General features: G+C 50.6%; 16 protein-coding genes. 15 read left to right on the top strand and 1 reads right to left on the bottom strand.

Annotated features, from left to right (window positions below):
* Positions 1-215: 215 nt before the first annotated feature.
* From AS034_RS15550 to AS034_RS15535, 4 genes are all read left to right on the top strand, one after another.
* Positions 216-1,472 carry a sugar ABC transporter substrate-binding protein gene (locus AS034_RS15550; protein ID WP_058299229.1) on the top strand — a complete coding sequence of 419 codons (1,257 nt, stop codon included), beginning with the start codon at positions 216-218 and terminating at the stop codon, positions 1,470-1,472.
* Between the two features lie 116 nt (positions 1,473-1,588).
* Positions 1,589-2,500 carry a carbohydrate ABC transporter permease gene (locus AS034_RS15545; protein ID WP_058299515.1) on the top strand — a complete coding sequence of 304 codons (912 nt, stop codon included), beginning with the start codon at positions 1,589-1,591 and terminating at the stop codon, positions 2,498-2,500.
* A gap of 25 nt (positions 2,501-2,525) precedes the next feature.
* Entirely contained in the window at positions 2,526-3,329 is an 804-nt protein-coding gene (locus AS034_RS15540; RefSeq protein WP_058299228.1) for a carbohydrate ABC transporter permease, read from the top strand.
* 23 nt (positions 3,330-3,352) lie between these two features.
* Complete coding sequence (locus AS034_RS15535) at positions 3,353-4,267, top strand: Gfo/Idh/MocA family protein (RefSeq protein WP_058299227.1); 915 nt, start codon at positions 3,353-3,355, stop codon at positions 4,265-4,267.
* A 90-nt stretch (positions 4,268-4,357) separates the two neighbouring features.
* Here AS034_RS15535 and AS034_RS15530 read toward each other — a convergent pair whose 3' ends face one another.
* Positions 4,358-5,719, bottom strand: coding sequence for a GGDEF domain-containing protein (locus AS034_RS15530; protein WP_058299226.1), 1,362 nt, complete (start codon positions 5,717-5,719; stop codon positions 4,358-4,360).
* A 208-nt stretch (positions 5,720-5,927) separates the two neighbouring features.
* On the opposite strand from AS034_RS15530, the gene AS034_RS15525 reads away from it, so the two are divergent.
* The 11 genes from AS034_RS15525 to nagA are packed head-to-tail and all read left to right on the top strand — an operon-like array spanning position 5,928 to position 17,414.
* Positions 5,928-6,944: an NAD-dependent epimerase/dehydratase family protein gene (locus AS034_RS15525; protein ID WP_058299225.1), complete on the top strand. Its 1,017-nt coding sequence runs from the start codon at positions 5,928-5,930 to the stop codon at positions 6,942-6,944.
* Entirely contained in the window at positions 6,945-8,000 is a 1,056-nt protein-coding gene (locus tag AS034_RS15520) for a dihydrodipicolinate synthase family protein (protein WP_176716105.1), read from the top strand. It begins immediately after the preceding gene.
* 32 nt (positions 8,001-8,032) lie between these two features.
* Positions 8,033-9,037: a zinc-dependent alcohol dehydrogenase gene (locus tag AS034_RS15515; RefSeq protein WP_058299224.1), complete on the top strand. Its 1,005-nt coding sequence runs from the start codon at positions 8,033-8,035 to the stop codon at positions 9,035-9,037.
* A gap of 12 nt (positions 9,038-9,049) precedes the next feature.
* Positions 9,050-10,129 (top strand): Gfo/Idh/MocA family protein, encoded by a 1,080-nt coding sequence (locus AS034_RS15510; protein WP_058299223.1) that lies wholly within the window; start codon positions 9,050-9,052, stop codon positions 10,127-10,129.
* A complete protein-coding gene (locus tag AS034_RS15505; RefSeq protein WP_058299222.1) occupies positions 10,123-11,175 on the top strand; it encodes a Gfo/Idh/MocA family protein in 1,053 nt (350 codons plus the stop codon). Before AS034_RS15510 ends, AS034_RS15505 begins: the two co-directional genes overlap by 7 nt.
* Positions 11,172-12,722, top strand: coding sequence for an FAD-dependent oxidoreductase (locus tag AS034_RS15500; RefSeq protein ID WP_058299221.1), 1,551 nt, complete (start codon positions 11,172-11,174; stop codon positions 12,720-12,722). The genes AS034_RS15505 and AS034_RS15500 overlap by 4 nt, the downstream gene beginning before the upstream one ends.
* 22 nt (positions 12,723-12,744) lie before the next feature.
* Complete coding sequence (locus AS034_RS15495; protein ID WP_074440058.1) at positions 12,745-13,737, top strand: acetylxylan esterase; 993 nt, start codon at positions 12,745-12,747, stop codon at positions 13,735-13,737.
* Positions 13,734-14,573 (top strand): sugar phosphate isomerase/epimerase family protein, encoded by an 840-nt coding sequence (locus AS034_RS15490; protein ID WP_058299219.1) that lies wholly within the window; start codon positions 13,734-13,736, stop codon positions 14,571-14,573. Before AS034_RS15495 ends, AS034_RS15490 begins: the two co-directional genes overlap by 4 nt.
* A gap of 10 nt (positions 14,574-14,583) precedes the next feature.
* On the top strand, positions 14,584-15,246 hold the full coding sequence (locus AS034_RS15485; RefSeq protein ID WP_058299218.1) for a hypothetical protein: 663 nt from the start codon (positions 14,584-14,586) through the stop codon (positions 15,244-15,246).
* Entirely contained in the window at positions 15,246-16,220 is a 975-nt protein-coding gene (locus tag AS034_RS15480; RefSeq protein WP_058299217.1) for a Gfo/Idh/MocA family protein, read from the top strand. The genes AS034_RS15485 and AS034_RS15480 overlap by 1 nt, the downstream gene beginning before the upstream one ends.
* 54 nt (positions 16,221-16,274) lie before the next feature.
* Positions 16,275-17,414, top strand: a complete 1,140-nt coding sequence (gene nagA, locus AS034_RS15475; protein ID WP_058299216.1) for an N-acetylglucosamine-6-phosphate deacetylase — start codon at positions 16,275-16,277, stop codon at positions 17,412-17,414.
* Positions 17,415-17,464: the final 50 nt, after the last annotated feature.

The raw sequence follows: 17,464 nt of genomic DNA, 5'->3' as shown, positions 1-17,464 counted from the left end.
TCTTTTAAAGAAACGAATTAGACTTGAAGAAAGGTTATGAATATTTTTACAATTCTGATTTGGCGAGTGAGAATTTGACTGCTCTACAGAAATGACAGCGCTCGATCATTCTGTACAGAATACCAGGGGGGTGTCACAGGAAAGTCAGGATCTTTAAGAGTCATAACAAAAGGGGTACACAGATTCAAAAAATAAATAAGAAGAGGGGATCATTCATGCAAAAGAAATTGACATTTCTCTTAGTGTTGGTCATGGGACTTTTCCTGATGGCTGCCTGCAGTTCAAAGGATGAAAAGGCAGGAGGAAAAGCAGGGGACGGGGAAGTTTCCGGTGAAATCACGGTTTGGGTCCATCCTTATACGGGTGATGCGGATGCAGAGAAAAAGATGTGGGACGAAATTGTTGCTTCCTATAAAGAAAAATTTGATGTGGATGTAAAGATCGAGACGATTCCATGGGCTAACCGGGATCAAAAAGTATTGACGGCACTCGCTGCCAACAACGGTCCGGATGTCTTTTATGCCATCCCTGACCAGATGCCTCAATATGCAAACGAAGGGATGCTTCTAGAGCTGGATCCTTACTTGAAAGATAACGATATGGATGATTTTGTTGATACTGCGCTGCTTTCAACAAAATGGAAGGATAAAACGTACGGCCTTCCAATCCTTCAGGAAGCCTATACACTTTTCTACAATAAAGAAGTCATCAAAGCAATCGGTGAAGATCCTGAAAAACTTCCCGCTACATGGGATGAGTTCTCTGACTGGGCTAAAAAGGCTAAAGACAAAGGGTTCTACGCACTCAGCTATCAGGGCGGCGGCTCTATGAACGGAACATTGTATCCGTTCCTGTGGCAGGCAGGCGGCGAAGTCATCACGCAGGATGATGAAGTGAAAATCAACAACGAAGCAGGCGTCGAAGCGTTTGAATTCATCAATAATATGTATAAAAAAGGATGGATTCCTGAAGATTCCGTCACGGCGATGGAACATGATGCATTATGGAACGGCGGGAAGATGCTCGCTGTTCAGGGATCCGGAATTTCACTGACAAATCTTCAAAAGAGCGGACTTGACTTCGTCATCGCTCCGCCGCTTAAAAACAAGGAACAGGCCACATACGGTACTACGGGAATGTTCGTTGTTCCATCGAACAGTGATAACCCGGATGCGGCAGCAGAGTTCATCAAAGTCGTTACCAATGCTGAAAATCAGCGAAAATTCAACACGCTGACACAGTATATCCCGGCTCGTGAATCAGCGAAGGATATCTTTGACGACCAGAAGTATCTAAGCCAGCTTTCCGAGTATACACAATATGCACAGCCGGGTGTCATCCACCCGATCGGACGTTCCATCATGCCTGGTATCCAGGCTGAAGTGCAGACGATGATGGCAGGTGAGAAGACACCTAAGGAAGCAGCCGATGCAGCTGCAGAAGCAATCAAAGCGGAACTCGCCAAACAATAGTGTTTTAGGCAGAGAGTACTGATCCTTTCCCGGATTGGTGCTCTCTGTTTCCTAACTTACATAAAAAGAGGGTGATGAAACTGATTAATACAGAGACAGTCAAACGCGAATTGAAAATGAAAAATAAAAAATTGCCTCTGAAGACCCGGATTAAACGGGAATGGGACCGGAATGCGATTGTCTACATCTTTCTTATCCCCACATTGATCCACTTCCTGATTTTTCAGATTTTCCCGTTTGCGTTCAGTTTTGTCCTGACATTTCTGGACTGGAAGGTCATCGGTGATCCGGAATTTGTCGGGCTTAAGCACTGGATGAGGTTCCTCGAAGATAAACTCGCTTGGAAAGCGATTTGGAATACGGTCTTATTCTCCATTTACTATATCGTCCCTACGATGGCACTGGGATTGATCCTTGCACTGATCATCAATTCGGGTGTGTGGCTGAAAGGATTTTTCAAGGGTATTTTCTTCCTGCCTGTCGTCACTTCCTTCGTCATCATCGCCGGAATCTGGGGATGGCTGTTCAGGGGGACTGAATCAGGTATGGTGAACTATCTCCTCAGCCTGTTCGGTGTTGATACCCAGCTGTTCCTTTCCGATTCGGGCCAGGCCCTGATCGTCCTTGCGGGCCTAAGTATATTCAAAGTGGCTGGAAGCACGATGATCTACTATTTTGCAGGGCTGCAGTCAATCGACAAGCAGCTATATGAATCGGCCAGGATCGACGGGGCGACGCCGTTCAAGATTTTCTGGTCGATCACGTTCCCGCTCTTGAAACCAATCCATTTTTATGTGGCGATCATCACAACGATCGGTTCGTTCCAGATCTTCGACTCCACCTTCCTTCTCACGGGAGGCGGGCCGAACTATGCAACAACGACGATCGTGTTTTATTTGTACCAGCAAGGGTTTGGAGGACTTAACTTGAGCTACGCAGCGGTTCTCTCCTATGTGTTGTTCTTTATCATCCTGATCATCTCGCTCATCCAGCGGAAATACATGGGTCAGGAAACGAAATATTATTAATCCCCAAGGTAAAGGAGGGTGAACAATGGGAAAAGTCATAAAATATTTTGCGCTGGCGGTATTGGCACTCTGTTTCCTCTTGCCGTTTATCATCATGGCGCTTGGTTCGTTTAAAGATATGCAGTATGCACTGCTGGATCCGCTCTTCTGGATTCCCGAGGATCCGACATTGAGCAACTACACGTATTTAATTGGAAACGGTCTCTTCGTAAGGTGGATCTTCAACTCCATCGTCATCACGATCATACCCGTTTTCAGCCAGATGATCTTCTGTGCGATCCTCGGCTATATTTTTGCAAAAAAACAATTCCCGGGCCGCGAAATCATTTTCTGGGTATTCATGGCGGTCATTATGATCCCGCAGCAGCTTCTCATCATTCCGAAATATATCATGTTCGCGGATTTCGGCTGGATCAATACGTATTGGGCATTGATCATCCCCGAGCTTTGGGGGATCATGGGCGTTTTCCTCGTCCGACAGTTCCTGCAGAGCATCCCGAATGACTTGGAAGAAGCGGCCCGCATAGACGGGGCGAATGATATCAAAGTGTTCTTTAAGGTGATACTGCCGCTGTCGATCCCGGTTGTCGCGACAGTCGGAACGTTCTCGTTCATCTCCAACTGGAACGATCTCTTCCAGCCGCTGATCTATATGACGCGGGAAGAAATGTTTCCGGTGACCGTCGGGCTTGCCTCGATCCTTGGAAAAGAAGGGAACTTTGGGATCGAAATGGCCGGTTCGACGCTGTCCTTCATTCCGACATTCCTGATTTTCTTATTCTTCCAGCGCTACTTCACGGAAGGAATCCAGATGTCGGGACTTAAATAGTCCGCGGAAAGGAGGTCGGATAGATGAAGGATCTCAACATCGGCATGGTCGGGCTCGATACCTCCCATGCCTCTGTTTTCACCAGATTACTGAATGATCCAGGCGGGGAACATCATGTACGCGGCGGGAAGGTCATAAAAGCCTTCCCGGGCGGATCACCGGACTTTGAACTGAGTGTCAGCAGGATCGGCCGGATCACTGAGGAGGTCCGCAGTCACGGGGTAGAAATCGTGGATACTTTGGAGGAAGCTGCGGAAGGGACGGACGCCGTCCTGCTTGAATCGGTGGACGGCAGCACTCATTTGGAGCAGCTGAGGAGATTGATTGTTTACGGAAAGCCGATTTTCATCGATAAGCCTTTCAGTCTCTCGTCCTCGGATGCAGAGGAAATGGCTGCACTTGCATCCGCCTATTCAACCCCAATCATGAGCTCGTCAGCGCTTCGTTTTTCAGAAGGGCTGCGACGCGTATTATCAAGGCAGGATAAAGGTGCGATCATCGGTGCTGATTGTTTCGGACCGATGGATATGATCGCCGGGCAGGGGTACTTCTGGTACGGGATCCATGCGGTCGAAATGCTCTTCGCGATCCTGGGTGAAGGGGCAGAAGCGGTGAACGCAAAATGGAATAATGACCATGACTTCATCGTGGGACAGTGGAGGGACGGAAGAATTGGGACGGTCAGAGGATATCGCTCCGGAAGCCAGCAGTTCGGAGCCCTTGTCCACTTTGAAAAAGGGACGGAGTATGTAAATGTGGCTGCTGATACCAAGCCTTTCTACGCGAGTCTTCTGGAAGAGATCATCTGTTTTTTCCAAGACGGCAGCCCGGGGATCGAGTTAAGTGAAACACTTGAAATCATCCGTTTCATCGAATCGGCGGGAGCAAGCCGGGTTTCAGGGGAGAGGGTGTACATGAATAGGATTCACGGCAAATAAAATAGAATTCAGGACGCTTCCCGAATTCTATTTTTAAATTGTCCAGTACCTGGGGCTGGAGCCTCATGCACGCCGCCTCGCCTTTTTGATTTACTGAACCTTCTCATCCATCGTAAAACTCAATCGGTAGATGCGGCGCGGTCTGCCTTTGTGGGTAAGCTTTTCCTCACCGACAATGTCGACAAGTTCGGCGTCCATCCATTTTAGCAGGATCCGGTGGGCGCTCCTGACCGTGATGTTGAGGGTCGAAGCAAGTTCCTGTGCCGTGTAGTCGACAATTCCGTACCGTTCGACCCTTGCCATCAATTTGGTCATGTAGGAGGCGGACATTCCCGCTTTTTCGGCCCTGTCGAGGAGCTCTGCATCCGTTATGGCGAGATCATACCGCTCGTACTGGGTGTTTGTCGTGATATCGACGGGACCGAGGACGCTCCTGTTCTCGCGGACGATGTAGCATACATCCCCGCCGGAATCCTTGGCCTGCCGCAGAGCAAGCCGGGCATGGCTGCCGGCTTCGGCCGCCGTCGATCCGAAGCCGACCCCGATACTCAGGGTGATCCCCATCGCATGGTTGGTTTCCTGCAGCAGCGGGATGAATTTGTAGCCGCGCGTTTCCCGTTCAAAGATGCCCCGGGTCGTGATGAAGGAGTATTCCTCGCCGCCGAGGTTGATGAGATGCCCGTCCAGTTGTTTTATGTAATCAAGCAGCATCTGCTGGATGTTTAATTTCAGCAGCTGGACATCGTGCTCCGAATGGTATTTCTCGGTGATTTTTTTGAAATCGTCGACATTGATTAAACCGAATACGATTTGGGACTCCTTGTTCCTCCGTGTTTCGGTGGCGAGGAGGGCCCTTTCAAGAGAGACGATCATGTCCTGCTGGGTCGGGGTCACCCATTCGTATGGGATATTCAGTTCATGGAGCCGTTTTGATACTTCCTGGATTCCGGTCAGTGCGATGGCACCGCGCCTTTCATGATTTTCGGCGTGGAACCCTACGATGTCACTGATCAGCGGAGGGTTGGACTGCTTCTGGAAGACGGACAGTTCACTGTTTTCTTCCCCGAGCTCGACCAGGATTTTCTCAACATATTTCTTTTCGATCGTATCTATCGATAGATTCTTCAGACCATGGCTGTTTTTGATCAGGAAAAGCGATCGGTATAATCCGGTCCCCATCAGTGGGACATGATGGACGGGGATCGGGAAATCCAGGAACTGTTTTGCAAGGTTGTACAGATGATACTCGGTGAACATGAGAACATCGACGTCGTACATCAGGTCTTTGGCTGCTTCTGCAATGATGCTCCCGGGTCTGATGATGGAGAAATGAGGTTTGAAATTCGGGAATGATTTTAATGTCTCTTTCGTTTGGGCGACAAGCTCTTCGGGCCCGATGATTCCGATATTGATTTCAGAGTTATCGTGAATGGATTTTTTGCTTCTCAACATGCTCCCCCCACTACATGCTTTTATAGACATGTCTTTTTATTTAATGATAAAGATAATAGTCTGAATTGTCAAAAATCAATTGCGTGAAATATTTCTGTCTGCCCACTTTAAAGACCATTTAAAGACTTGTCTTTTAATAAGGGGCTTCATAAGATGTTGATAAGAAATTATCAGAAAGTTCAATCTTACAGTTTAGGAGAGTGATTTAATGAAAACGATTCAAGAATTAGAAGTTTTTATGACAGAACCTTCACAGGCGCTGGTTGAGGATATCAGGAAGCTGGACGGTGATCTCATGATTGTCGGCGTCGGCGGGAAGATGGGACCGACACTGGCCAAGATGGCAAAAAGGGCGATCGACAAAGCCGGAGTGAGCAAAAAGGTGTATGGTGTTTCAAGATTTTCGACACCTGACTTAAGGAATGAACTGAATGCGTTCGGCATCCACACAATTTCTGCGGACTTGTTGAAGGAAGAAGATCTTCAGGCGCTGCCGCAGGTGAAAAACATCATCTTCATGGCTGGGAATAAGTTCGGGACGGTAGGGAATGAGCATTTTACATGGGCCATGAACGCCTATTTGCCGGGAAGGTTCGCTGAGAAGTTCCCCGAGTCGCGCATCGTGTCATTTTCAACGGGCAATGTGTATCCGCTCACGGATGTGATCAAAAGCCACTGCGCAGAGGATCAACCTGTCAACCCAATCGGGGAGTATGCCCAGTCTTGCCTCGGCCGTGAACGCGTCCTCACTTATTTTTCCCATAAAAATGATACGCCGATGCTGTTTTTTAGATTGAACTACGCCATCGACCTGCGGTACGGTGTCCTGCTTGAAGTGGCGAGGCAGGTATACAATGGACAGCCGATCGATCTGACGATGGGGAATGTAAACGTCATCTGGCAGGGGGATGCGAATGAGTATGCAATCAGGTCCCTGCTGCACACGGATTCCCCTCCAAAAATCCTCAATGTGACGGGGCCCGAGACGATCTCTGTACGCTGGCTTGCTGAAGCCTTTGCCAAACGCTTCAAGAAAGAGGCGGTGTTCGTCAATGAAGAACAGCCGACAGCCCTGCTGAATGATGCTTCACAGGCCCATAAATTATTCGGCTATCCGAAAGTGACTATGCAGCAGATGATCGAGATGACAGCGGATTGGGTGGAGAAGGACGGCTATACGTATAATAAACCGACCCATTTCCAGGAAAGGCAAGGGGCGTTTTAGATGCTGCATCCTTCGGTTAAGAAGTCATTGCATGAAGGTGCCTTCATCCCGGCTCACCCCCTTGCGATCACAGGGGATAAGGAGCTGGATGAGAAAAGCCAGCGGGCATTGACCAGGTATTATATCGATTCTGGCGTTGGCGGCCTTGCCGTCGGGGTCCATACGACGCAATTTGAAATCCGCGATCCCCGCTTCAATCTTTATCAGAAGGTATTGAGACTTGCTGTCGAGGAGATGAAAGAAGCGGGTGTCCCTGATTCGTTCATCAAAGTGGCAGGAATCTGCGGGCCGGCTGCGCAGGCTGTTGAAGAAGCAGAATTTTGTATAGCTGCCGGTTATGATCTGGGACTGCTCAGTATGGGCGGATTGCAGGATCATACAGAGGAGCAGCTTCTGGAAAGGACGAAAAGGGTGGCTGACATGATCCCGGTGTTCGGATTTTATCTGCAGCCTGCAGTCGGAGGGAGAGTGTTTTCGTACGAATTCTGGGAAGCATTCGCACGTATCCCGAATGTCCACGCCATCAAGCTGGCTCCCTTTGACCGGTATTTGACCGCTGAGGTTGTCAGGGCTGTCTGCAGCTCGGGACGGGAGGAAGAGATCGCTCTTTATACCGGAAATGACGATAATATCGTCAACGATTTATTGACGACCTATAAATACAATGTGAAAGGTGATGTGAAAGAGAAGAGGATCGCCGGGGGGCTCCTCGGACACTGGTCGGTATGGACGAAGCGGGCGGTTGAATTATTCCATGAAATCAAACAGCTGGAGCCGGGCGATTGTGTTCCCCCTTCGATGCTGACCCTCGCACAGGAAATCACGGATGCGAACGGTGCTTTCTTTGATGCAAAGAATGGCTTCAAGGGGAGCATTGCCGGGATCAACCAGGTGCTCGCAGCCCAGGGATTGATGAAGGGTCGGTGGTGCCTTGCCGATAAGGAAGAGCTCAGCCCGGGCCAGCTCGATGAAATCGACCGCGTCCGTGCAGCTTACCCTCATTTGCATGATGATGTTTTCGTTGAAAAAAATCTGGCAAAATGGCTGGGCAGCTGAAGTTATTCACAGAGAACGGGAGGCACGTATAGATGAGGAAAATAACGGTCTGCAATAAAAGGGTGGAAATCGTACAGGAGGGTCGGCCGCAGGTGAAACCTTCTTATATTTTGGTCAAAACACTCTATTCTGCGATCTCCCCCGGTACAGAGTTGACGATTCTTCAAAACAGTAAGGACACGCCGATCACGCTCGGATACAGTGCGATGGGAGTGGTGGAAGAGGCGGGGGACGGCATCGAGGATGTAAAAAAAGGGGATCTTGTCGCGGTTTACGGTGCCCCATACGTCCAGCATGCCGATGCCCTTCTCGTGCCCAGGACCCTTTATTCTAAAGTCCCTGAAAATGTAGAGCCGAAGAAAGCGGCGCTTGGCGGGATCGGGGCGATCGCCATCCACGCGCTCAGGACTGCCGGGCTTCAATTCGGGGAAACGGTTGTCATCGTCGGAATGGGGCTCCTCGGACAGATGATCGCCAAGATTGCGAACGCTGCTTCGTATCGGGTGATTACATATGATCTTCACGAAGAGCGGGTGGACATGATTAAAAAAGACCGGGGAATCAAAGCATTCACGACGGCGGAAGAAATGAAAGCGGAACTGGACCGGTGCACGGCAGGACAGGGAGCGGATGCCGTTCTGTTATGTGCGGGGGGGAAGAAGTCGCCCCTTACCGGCCAGAGCCTCGAGTGGATCAGGAACAAAGGGAAGGTGGTCATCGTCGGTGATATCGAGCCGGACTTTCCGAGAAATCTGATGTTCAGTAAAGAAGCACAGCTGCTGATCTCGCGTGCCGGCGGACCGGGCCGTTACGATAAAGTCTATGAGGCGGAAGCCATCGATTATCCCTATGGATTTGTCCGCTGGACGGAAGGAAGGAATCTCGGTGAGTATATCCGGCTTGTGAGCGAAGGGCGGATCGATGTGAAGCCGTTCATCCAGCACGAAATAAGTGTGGGGGAAGCGGAGGCAGCCTATGAAGAGCTCATGAATAAGCCCTCTGCCGCATTGACGAAAATAATCAACTTCTCCAGTTGAGGAGGGATGAAGATGAAGAATGAAATAAGTATAGGATTGATCGGGATTGGATCGATTGCGGAATCCAGCCATATTCCGAATCTGAAAACTGCAGAGGGCGTAAAACTCGCTGCAGTCGCCGATATGGATCTCGACCGGGCAAGGGACATCTCGCAGACATACGGGATCCCCCTATTTTTCAAAACGGCAGAAGAGATGTTCGGGAAGACTCAGCTCGACGCCGTGATGATCTGTACGCCGAATGCGACCCATATCCCGATTGCGATGAAGGCTGCCGAAAAAGGGATCCACGTATTCATGGAAAAGCCGATCGGAACGGATGTAGAAGAAGTGGAAAACTATTTACGGTTCACAAAAGAAAAGAATGTGATGACGATGGTCGGAATGCCCCATCGTTTTCGTCGTGAAGCGCAGATTTTAAAAAAGCATTCATTAAAAGGTACCTTCGGGAATGTGTATTACGTGAAGGCAAAACTTTTCAGGCGGCGCGGGACACCGAAGGGCTGGTTCACGGATAAGGCGTTCTCAGGCGGCGGTGCCCTGATGGATATCGGGGTGCATGTGCTGGACCTGGCGTGGTGGCTGATCGGCAGACCGGAAGCCCGGAGCATCACAGGTAAGACAGTCACCGGCCTCGGAAACTATGAAACAAACTATGTATCAAGCTGGGAATCCAGCAACAAGCAATTGAACAGCGGCCGGATTTTTGATGTGGATGATTTCGGTGCTGCATGGATCCGCTTCGCAAACGGGGCGGTACTTTCTCTGGAAACCTCCTGGGCGCTGAACGGCGAGCAGGATGAGGGAATCGAGATTGACATCTTCGGAGACAAGGGCGGTGCCTCATTATTGCCGCTTTCCATTTTTACAGAAGAAGATGGGCTTCTCGGTAAGACCCAGCCCGTATTTGAAAAAAATGATCCATTCAAGGAGGAAATCGATCATTTCATCGAGTGCATCCGTACAGGAGTGGCACCGCTGATTGATGGGGAAGATGGATTTGAAGTACTGAAACTGCTGATGGGAATCTATGAATCTTCGAGATTGGGAAAAGAAATTCAGATAAACGAGGGGAGAGAGGATACATGTTGAAAGTGGGCGTGATCGGGACGGGATCGATTTCAGAATTTCATATAAAGCCGTATCTTGAGAGCGGGGAGGCGGAGCTTTCCGCCCTCTGTGACCTGAACGGCGAGCGGCTCGCAGAAAAAGGGAGATTATACGGAGTTACCCGATTGTACAGCGATTACCGGGAGCTTCTCGAGCAGGATGACATCGATGCCGTCAGCATCTGCACCTGGAATAATTCGCATGCAGAAATCGCCATCGCCGCACTTGAAGCGGGGAAGCATGTCCTGGTTGAAAAGCCATTGTGCATGACGGTCGAAGAAGCGCTGAAGGTGGAAGCTGCTGTCGAAGCATCCGGGAAGGTCCTGCAGGTTGGGTTCGTCAGGCGTCACGGGGACAATGCCAAGCTGTTGAAGAAATTCGTGGATTACGGCGAACTCGGGGAGATCTATTATGCCAAAACGTCCTGCCTGCGCCGGCTCGGAAATCCAGGCGGCTGGTTCAGCGACCTGTCGAAATCGGGAGGCGGCCCGCTGATCGATCTCGGCGTCCATATGATTGATATCTGCTGGTACTTCATGGGGAAGCCGAAGCCTGTATCGGTGAGCGGCAATGCCTACAGAAAGCTTGGCAACAGAAGCCATATCAAGAATCTGTCATTCTATCAGGCCGCGGATTATGATCCTGCCCATAACGATGTGGAAGATCTTTCGAATGCCCTGATCCGGTTTGAAAACGGGGCGTCCCTCCTGGTCGACGTGAGCTTCACGCTCCAGGCAAAAAAGGATGAATTGTACGTCAAGCTGTTCGGGGATAAGGGAGGCGCGGAAATCGAGCCGGAACTGGCGATCGTGACGGAGAAGCATGACACGATCCTGAACATCACCCCGCAGATTGACAACTTGAAATTCGATTTTGAAAAAGCTTTTTATAACGAAATTGATCATTTTGTTTCATGCTGCCTGCAAGGAAAAGAAACGATCGCCCCTGTGTCTGACGGCGTTCAGGTCATGAAAATGCTCAATGCAGTATACGAATCGGCCCGTACCGGTAAGGAAGTGTATCTATGACTAAGGGTGAAAAGGTGGATCTGCTCATCGCCGGAGGGGGGCTCGGAGGATGCGCAGCGGCAATGGCAGCGTGCGCAAGGGGACTGAAGGTGATCATGACCGAAGAAACGGATTGGATCGGCGGACAGGTGACCGCGCAGGGCGTGCCGCCCGATGAACATCGCTGGATCGAGGAATTCGGATGTACGAAAAGGTACCGCAACTACCGGAACAGGGTGAGGGATACGTACCGCAAGAATTTGAAGCTTAAAGAACAGAAGGAGCAGCTGAATCCGGGGAACGGTCTGGTGAGCAATATTTGCCATGATCCCCGGGTCACCCTGCATGTTTTGAATGAAATGCTCCTCCCTCATCAACTGACCGGCCGGCTGCAGATCCTGCGCAATACGAGGGTGGTCTCGGTGACGAAGGAAGGGAACAAGCTGCAGAAAATGACGCTGGTGAATGAAGCATCCGGGACAGAGAAAGAAGTGGAAGCACGGTACTTTGTCGATGCGACGGAAGCCGGCGACATCCTTCCGCTTGCCGGATTGGAATACGTGACCGGCGCGGAGGCAAAGGAAGAGAGCGGTGAACCGCATGCTGTGGACACGGCGGATCCTTCTGACATCCAGGCGTTCACATACGTCCTTGGGATGGAATACCGGGAAGGTGAGGACCATACGATTCCTGAACCTGCGATGTATTCGTTCTGGAGGGATTTCCATCCCGACATCTGGCCGGATAAACTGCTCAGCTTCTTTGCGCCGCACCCGATCTCGAAGGAAAAAAGGAAATACACGCTGTTCAGGGAAGATGAAGGATTCCCGCTATGGGAGTACCGGAGGATTTTTGACGGCAGCCAGTTCGATCTGCACGCAGCAGGTGGGGACGTCACATTGATGAACTGGCCGCAGAATGACTATTTTCTTGGGAATGTGTACGACGTGACGGAGGATGAGAAGGAAAAGAATCTTTATCAGGGAAAACAGCTCAGCCTCTCCCTGCTGTATTGGCTTCAGACCGAAGCCACGAGGCCGGACGGCGGAAAAGGTTACCCGGGCCTGAAACTGCGGAAAGATTTATTCGAGACGGAAGACGGGCTGGCAAAGGCTCCCTATATAAGGGAATCCCGGCGGATCAAGGCGGAATATACAGTCGTCGAGCAGGATGTGTCACCCGACCTCCATGAAGGGCAGGCCGGCAGGAAGTTCAACGACCGGGTCGGGATCGGGTCTTACAGCATCGATCTCCACCCGAGCATGGCCGGAAGGAATTATCTTGATATCAAGGCGCAGCCTTTTTATATCCCAATGGGCGCGCTCATCCCTAAAGATGCCGGCAATCTGCTCGCAGGATGCAAAAACATCGGCACCACCCACATTACAAACGGCTGCTTCAGGCTGCATCCGGTCGAATGGAATATCGGGGAGGCATGCGGTGCACTTGCTGCCTTCTGTATCGATCGGGGTGTCGAACCGAAAGCAGTCCGGGAAGACCAGAAGCTGCTCGAAACCTTCCAACTCGAATTAAGGGAAGACGGTTTTGAGCTGGAATGGCCGTTTTAATCATGAAAGCGGGGTGAACCAAATGGGAAGGAATGTGGGGGATTTTCCTCTTGAACAATTACGTGAATATAAACCGGAGCTTACGGGCCGGCCGCCGGATTTCCAAGCATTCTGGGCCGGAGAGAAAGTAAAGATGGAGTCTTTGCGTCCAAACGTTAAGGCTGCGAGGCGAGAATATCCCGTCCAGTCAGTAGAGGTGAGCGATCTCCTGTTTGAAAGCTGGAACGGGACGCCCTTGAACGGCATCTTCGTCAAGCCGGCGGGAGCGGAGGAGTGTCCGGTCCTCGTCTGTTTCCACGGATACACGGGAAGCTGCGGACTGGCCGCGGATTATTTGAAATGGACAGCGCTCGGGGCGGCTGTCTATTCATTTGATGTGCGGGGACAGGGATCTTCCCCTGACTATGCCAGATACGAAAACGGAAGCCGGATTACAGGATGGATGCTGAACGGCATCCTTGATCACGAAAACTACTATTATACCAATGCGTACCGGGATGTCATCCTCCAGCTTCAGTGGACGCGGTCCCAAGAGGCGCTTGTCACCCCTTCATCATTCGGTGTGATGGGCTCCTCGCAGGGCGGCGGGCTGGCGCTTGCTGCAGCGGGTCTCGGTGATGGGGTGGACTATATGGTTTCAGACTGGCCGTTCATGACCCACTTCGAGCGGGCAATGGACATTGCGCTTCAAGGCCCTTATATGGAAGTGGTCAATTATTTTAAATGGAACGATCCACAGGGTGCGACCACCGATAAGGTCAAAGAGACATTAAGCTATATCGACAGTCTTCATTTCTGTGACTCTATCACATGCCCTGCCCTGATGGCCGTTGGTCTTGAAGACAATGTAACGCCTCCTTCGACCGTGTTTGCCGCCTTTAACCATCTGGGTTCAGTTGAAAAAGAAATCGAAGTGTATCCCCAGTTCACGCATGAGATGAATGGGTTCCATGAAGAAAAGAAACTCGCATTTGTAGCAAAGCAATTGAATAAAGCAGGGAGGGACCTCACATGAAAATCAGCGTCAGCATGTACAGTCTCGCATCAACGATCAAAAAGGAAAACTGGTCCATATTCGAATTCATCGACTATGCGGCAGACATTTCCCTTGATGGTGTCGAGCTCCTTGATTTTTACTGGAGTGACGGCGACAGGGACAAGGAAATCCAGCATGTCAATCAGGCATTGAAGGAAAAGGGCCTAATTGTTTCCGCTTATGATGTCTCAAATAATTTTGTGAAGGAATCTGCAGAAGACCGCAGGCTGGAGACTGAAAAGGTATTGGAAGGCATCGAGACTGCCAAGAAACTGGGGACGAATATTGTCCGCGTTTTCTGCGGCGATCTTCATGGGGGCTTGACGTATGAAGACGGTCAGAGCTGGATTGTAGAAGGACTGCAACAGTGCGCGGGAAAAGCGGAGGAAGAAGGCGTCTATCTTGCCATTGAAAATCACGGCCTGCTTGCCGGGAAAAGCGAACAGGTGAAAGAAATCATCGGAAAGGTGAACAGCCCTTATGTGGGATCGACCTTTGATACAGGGAACTTTTTGCTCGTGCATGAAGACCCTCTTCACGCGTTTAACAGATTGAAGGAAGAAATCGTTCATGTCCACTTTAAGGATTTCAGGAAAAAAGAGGCACTTGAACCATTGAAGGGATTCAAGTCCACAGAGGGAGTCGAACTGATCGGGACCGTTCCCGGCGATGGACAGGTGGACCTTGCGTCCATTGTGAAAGGGTTGAAGGAAACAAACTACCAAGGCTTCCTTTCCATTGAATACGAGGGTCATGAGGATGCGAAGGAATCGAATGAAGAAGCCGTCAGACGTCTGAAAAAACTGCTGGAATAGGAGGTTCGCCATGAGAAATATGGTAATCGCAAGAAAGGAAAAAATTAAAAGCAGCTCAGTTTCCGGCGGGACGGTGCTGCTATCGATGAAGGAAGGTAAAGGGAAGGCTGCGGAGGAAGCAGGTCATGTATTCATACCCCTGGAATTGGCGGAAGAATACAAAGGGAAACATGCGAAGGTCTACTTTGATTTGGAGCTGTATCCTTTTTATCAGCGTATGAAGGAAGTGATTGCGGGAAGCGGGGATCCCAGAGGCGTCCTGAGACTGAGGAGGACCCTCCCGGAAACCGGCGGTGATACTGACATCTGCGGGGACCTTTTCGTACTTTCAGCCGTCGCGGGTGAACCGGAGCGCATTCATATAACAGCCACAAATCGCGGCAAGGTACCCCGGCATCACATCCTTACACTGAGTTTCGCGGAGGGAAAGATGGCCCATCTGGAGTATACATTCGGCGGGACGGACGAACGGATCGAGCTGGAATGGAGCGGGATCAAAAGGATCGCGGAGTTCGACAGTAAGGAAATGACCCCGGTCAAACCAAGCGGATCCACCCGCCTGCCGCTTCAATACAGTGTGGAGGATATTCTGGAGAAGTCCCGCATTGCCGATGAGGCATTTTACGAAAAGCTGGAAACCTGTAAGAAGCTTGTGAAAGGAGGAGGCGCTTGATGAAAATCGGAATGATGAGCTTTGCCCATATGCATGCCTTCAGCTATGCAGACAGTCTGATGAAACTCGCAGATGTAGAAATCGCGGGGATCTATGATGACGATGAAAAGCGCGGGAAAGAAGCAGCCGGAAGCTATGGGACGAAATATTATCATGATCAGGCTGATTTCCTGACAGCGGATATGGACGCGGTCATCATCTGCAGTGAAAACAGCCGACATAAAGAAATGGTCGTGAACGCGGCTAAAGCAAAAAAGCACATCCTCTGTGAAAAACCAATCGCTACGAACGTAGAAGATGCAGAAGAAATGATTCGCGTCTGCGACGAGCAGGGTGTGATCCTGCAGAGTGCGTTCCCGGTCAGATTCAGCGACCCGATCATGCATTTGAAGAACATGATCGATGAAGGGGAGCTTGGTGAAATCGTGGCATTCCGTACAACCAACCGCGGCCAGGCACCCGGCGGCTGGTTCATCGACAAGGAGTTATCCGGCGGAGGGGCCGTATTGGATCACACCGTTCATATGGTGGACATCATGCGCTGGTATTCAGGACGGGAAATCATCTCCGTCCATGCGATCGTCGATTCCTTCTTCCATGACATCGAAATCGATGATGCGGGCATCCTCACGCTTGAATTCGAGAACGGGGTGATTGCCTCCCACGACGCAAGCTGGTCAAGGTTTTCAGAGTATCCGGTCTGGGGGGATGCAACGATCGAAGTAATCGGCACGAAACGTTCAGTAAGGGCCGACGCATTCAAAGAACACTTCAGGCTTTATAAGAGCGGAGCTAAATCGCTGGAACATGTCTTCTACGGGAATGACATGGATTACGGACTCATAAAAGACTTTGTCGACTGCGTTGACAAGAAAAGGAAACCTTCGATTACAGGCTACGACGGCCTCAAGGCACTCGAAGCCGCCCTTGCCGCATACAAATCAAGCCAAACGAAATCAACCGTATATCTATAACAGAGACGGGGGGACAATGAACCTGTCCCCCCGTCCCAAAGAGGAGGATTGTACTTGTACTATCTTAAAGGCGACATCATCACTGACGGGCAGCGTTTTGCGAATAAAACGATCGGGATTTCCAACGGGAAGGTCTTCTATGTCGGGGAGGATGAGCCGATCGACGTCAGAAATCTGTATATTACAAAAGGAGTGATCTGTCCGGGTTTTGTGGATATCCATGTTCATGGCGTGAGCGGGGATGATTTCATGGACTCTGCGGCAGCTTTTGACAAGATTGCTGAACGGCTGCCGCGTTACGGTGTGACTTCCTTCCTCGCAACTTCAAGAACGGCAGACCTGTCCGATCTTGAAGACTTCCTGCTGCACGCAGAAAGATTTGAGCGGAAGCCTTCCTATGCCAGCCTTCTCGGTGTTCATGTCGAAGGCCCCTGGATCAGTCCTGCCTGCCCCGGGGCCCAGAAGTCATCCTTGATCCGGCGACTCACGGCAGAGGACGCACATCGTATCATCCTTCCCCATTCCAACATTATCTCCCTCATCACGATTGCCCCGGAAGAAGTGGAGGACCCCGAGGTTCTCCATCAATTGTGTTCACACGGCATCCGGCTTTCGGCAGGCCACACGAATGCTTCGCTTGAGGATGTGAGGCTGGCCGTAAAGCATGGGCTCCGTCAGATTACGCATACCTTCAATGCGATGAGTCCCGTTCATCACCGGAGCCCGGGGACGGCAGCCGCTGCCCTGATATTTGAAGAATTGATGTGTGAAATAATCCCGGACGGACTCCACGTTCATCCTGAAATGATCGGCTTTCTGTATAAGGTAAAGGGCAGGGAAAAGATGATGCTTATCTCGGATTGTACAGGATATAACAACCTGGAGGATGGAGAGTATTTCTTGCGGGGGAAACACCTTGTCAAAGAAGGGAATAGTCTAAGACTCAAGGATGGGCCGCTTGCCGGCAGCGCCATCACGATGGATAGAGGTGTGAAATATGCCGTGGAGCACTGCGGGGTTTCGCTGGAAGACGCTGTCTACATGGCGGGAAAGAGCCCGCTTAAAGCAATAGGAAAAGATGCAGTGAAAGGAAGTATAAAAGAAGGATTCGATGCCGATCTGGTTGTGCTCGATGAAGAGTTGAGGGTGGAAATGACAATCGCCGGCGGGGAAATCGTTTATAAGAATGGGTGAGCATAAGGTATATGCTTGCTCTTTTTTTATGGCGGGACAGGGGGACAGGT

It is taken from the genome of [Bacillus] enclensis (assembly GCF_001456935.1).
Taxonomy (GTDB): Bacteria; Bacillota; Bacilli; order Bacillales; family Bacillaceae_B; genus Rossellomorea; species Rossellomorea enclensis.
Note: the sequence above shows the minus strand (reverse complement) of the source record. Positions and strands in the feature narration are given on the sequence as shown.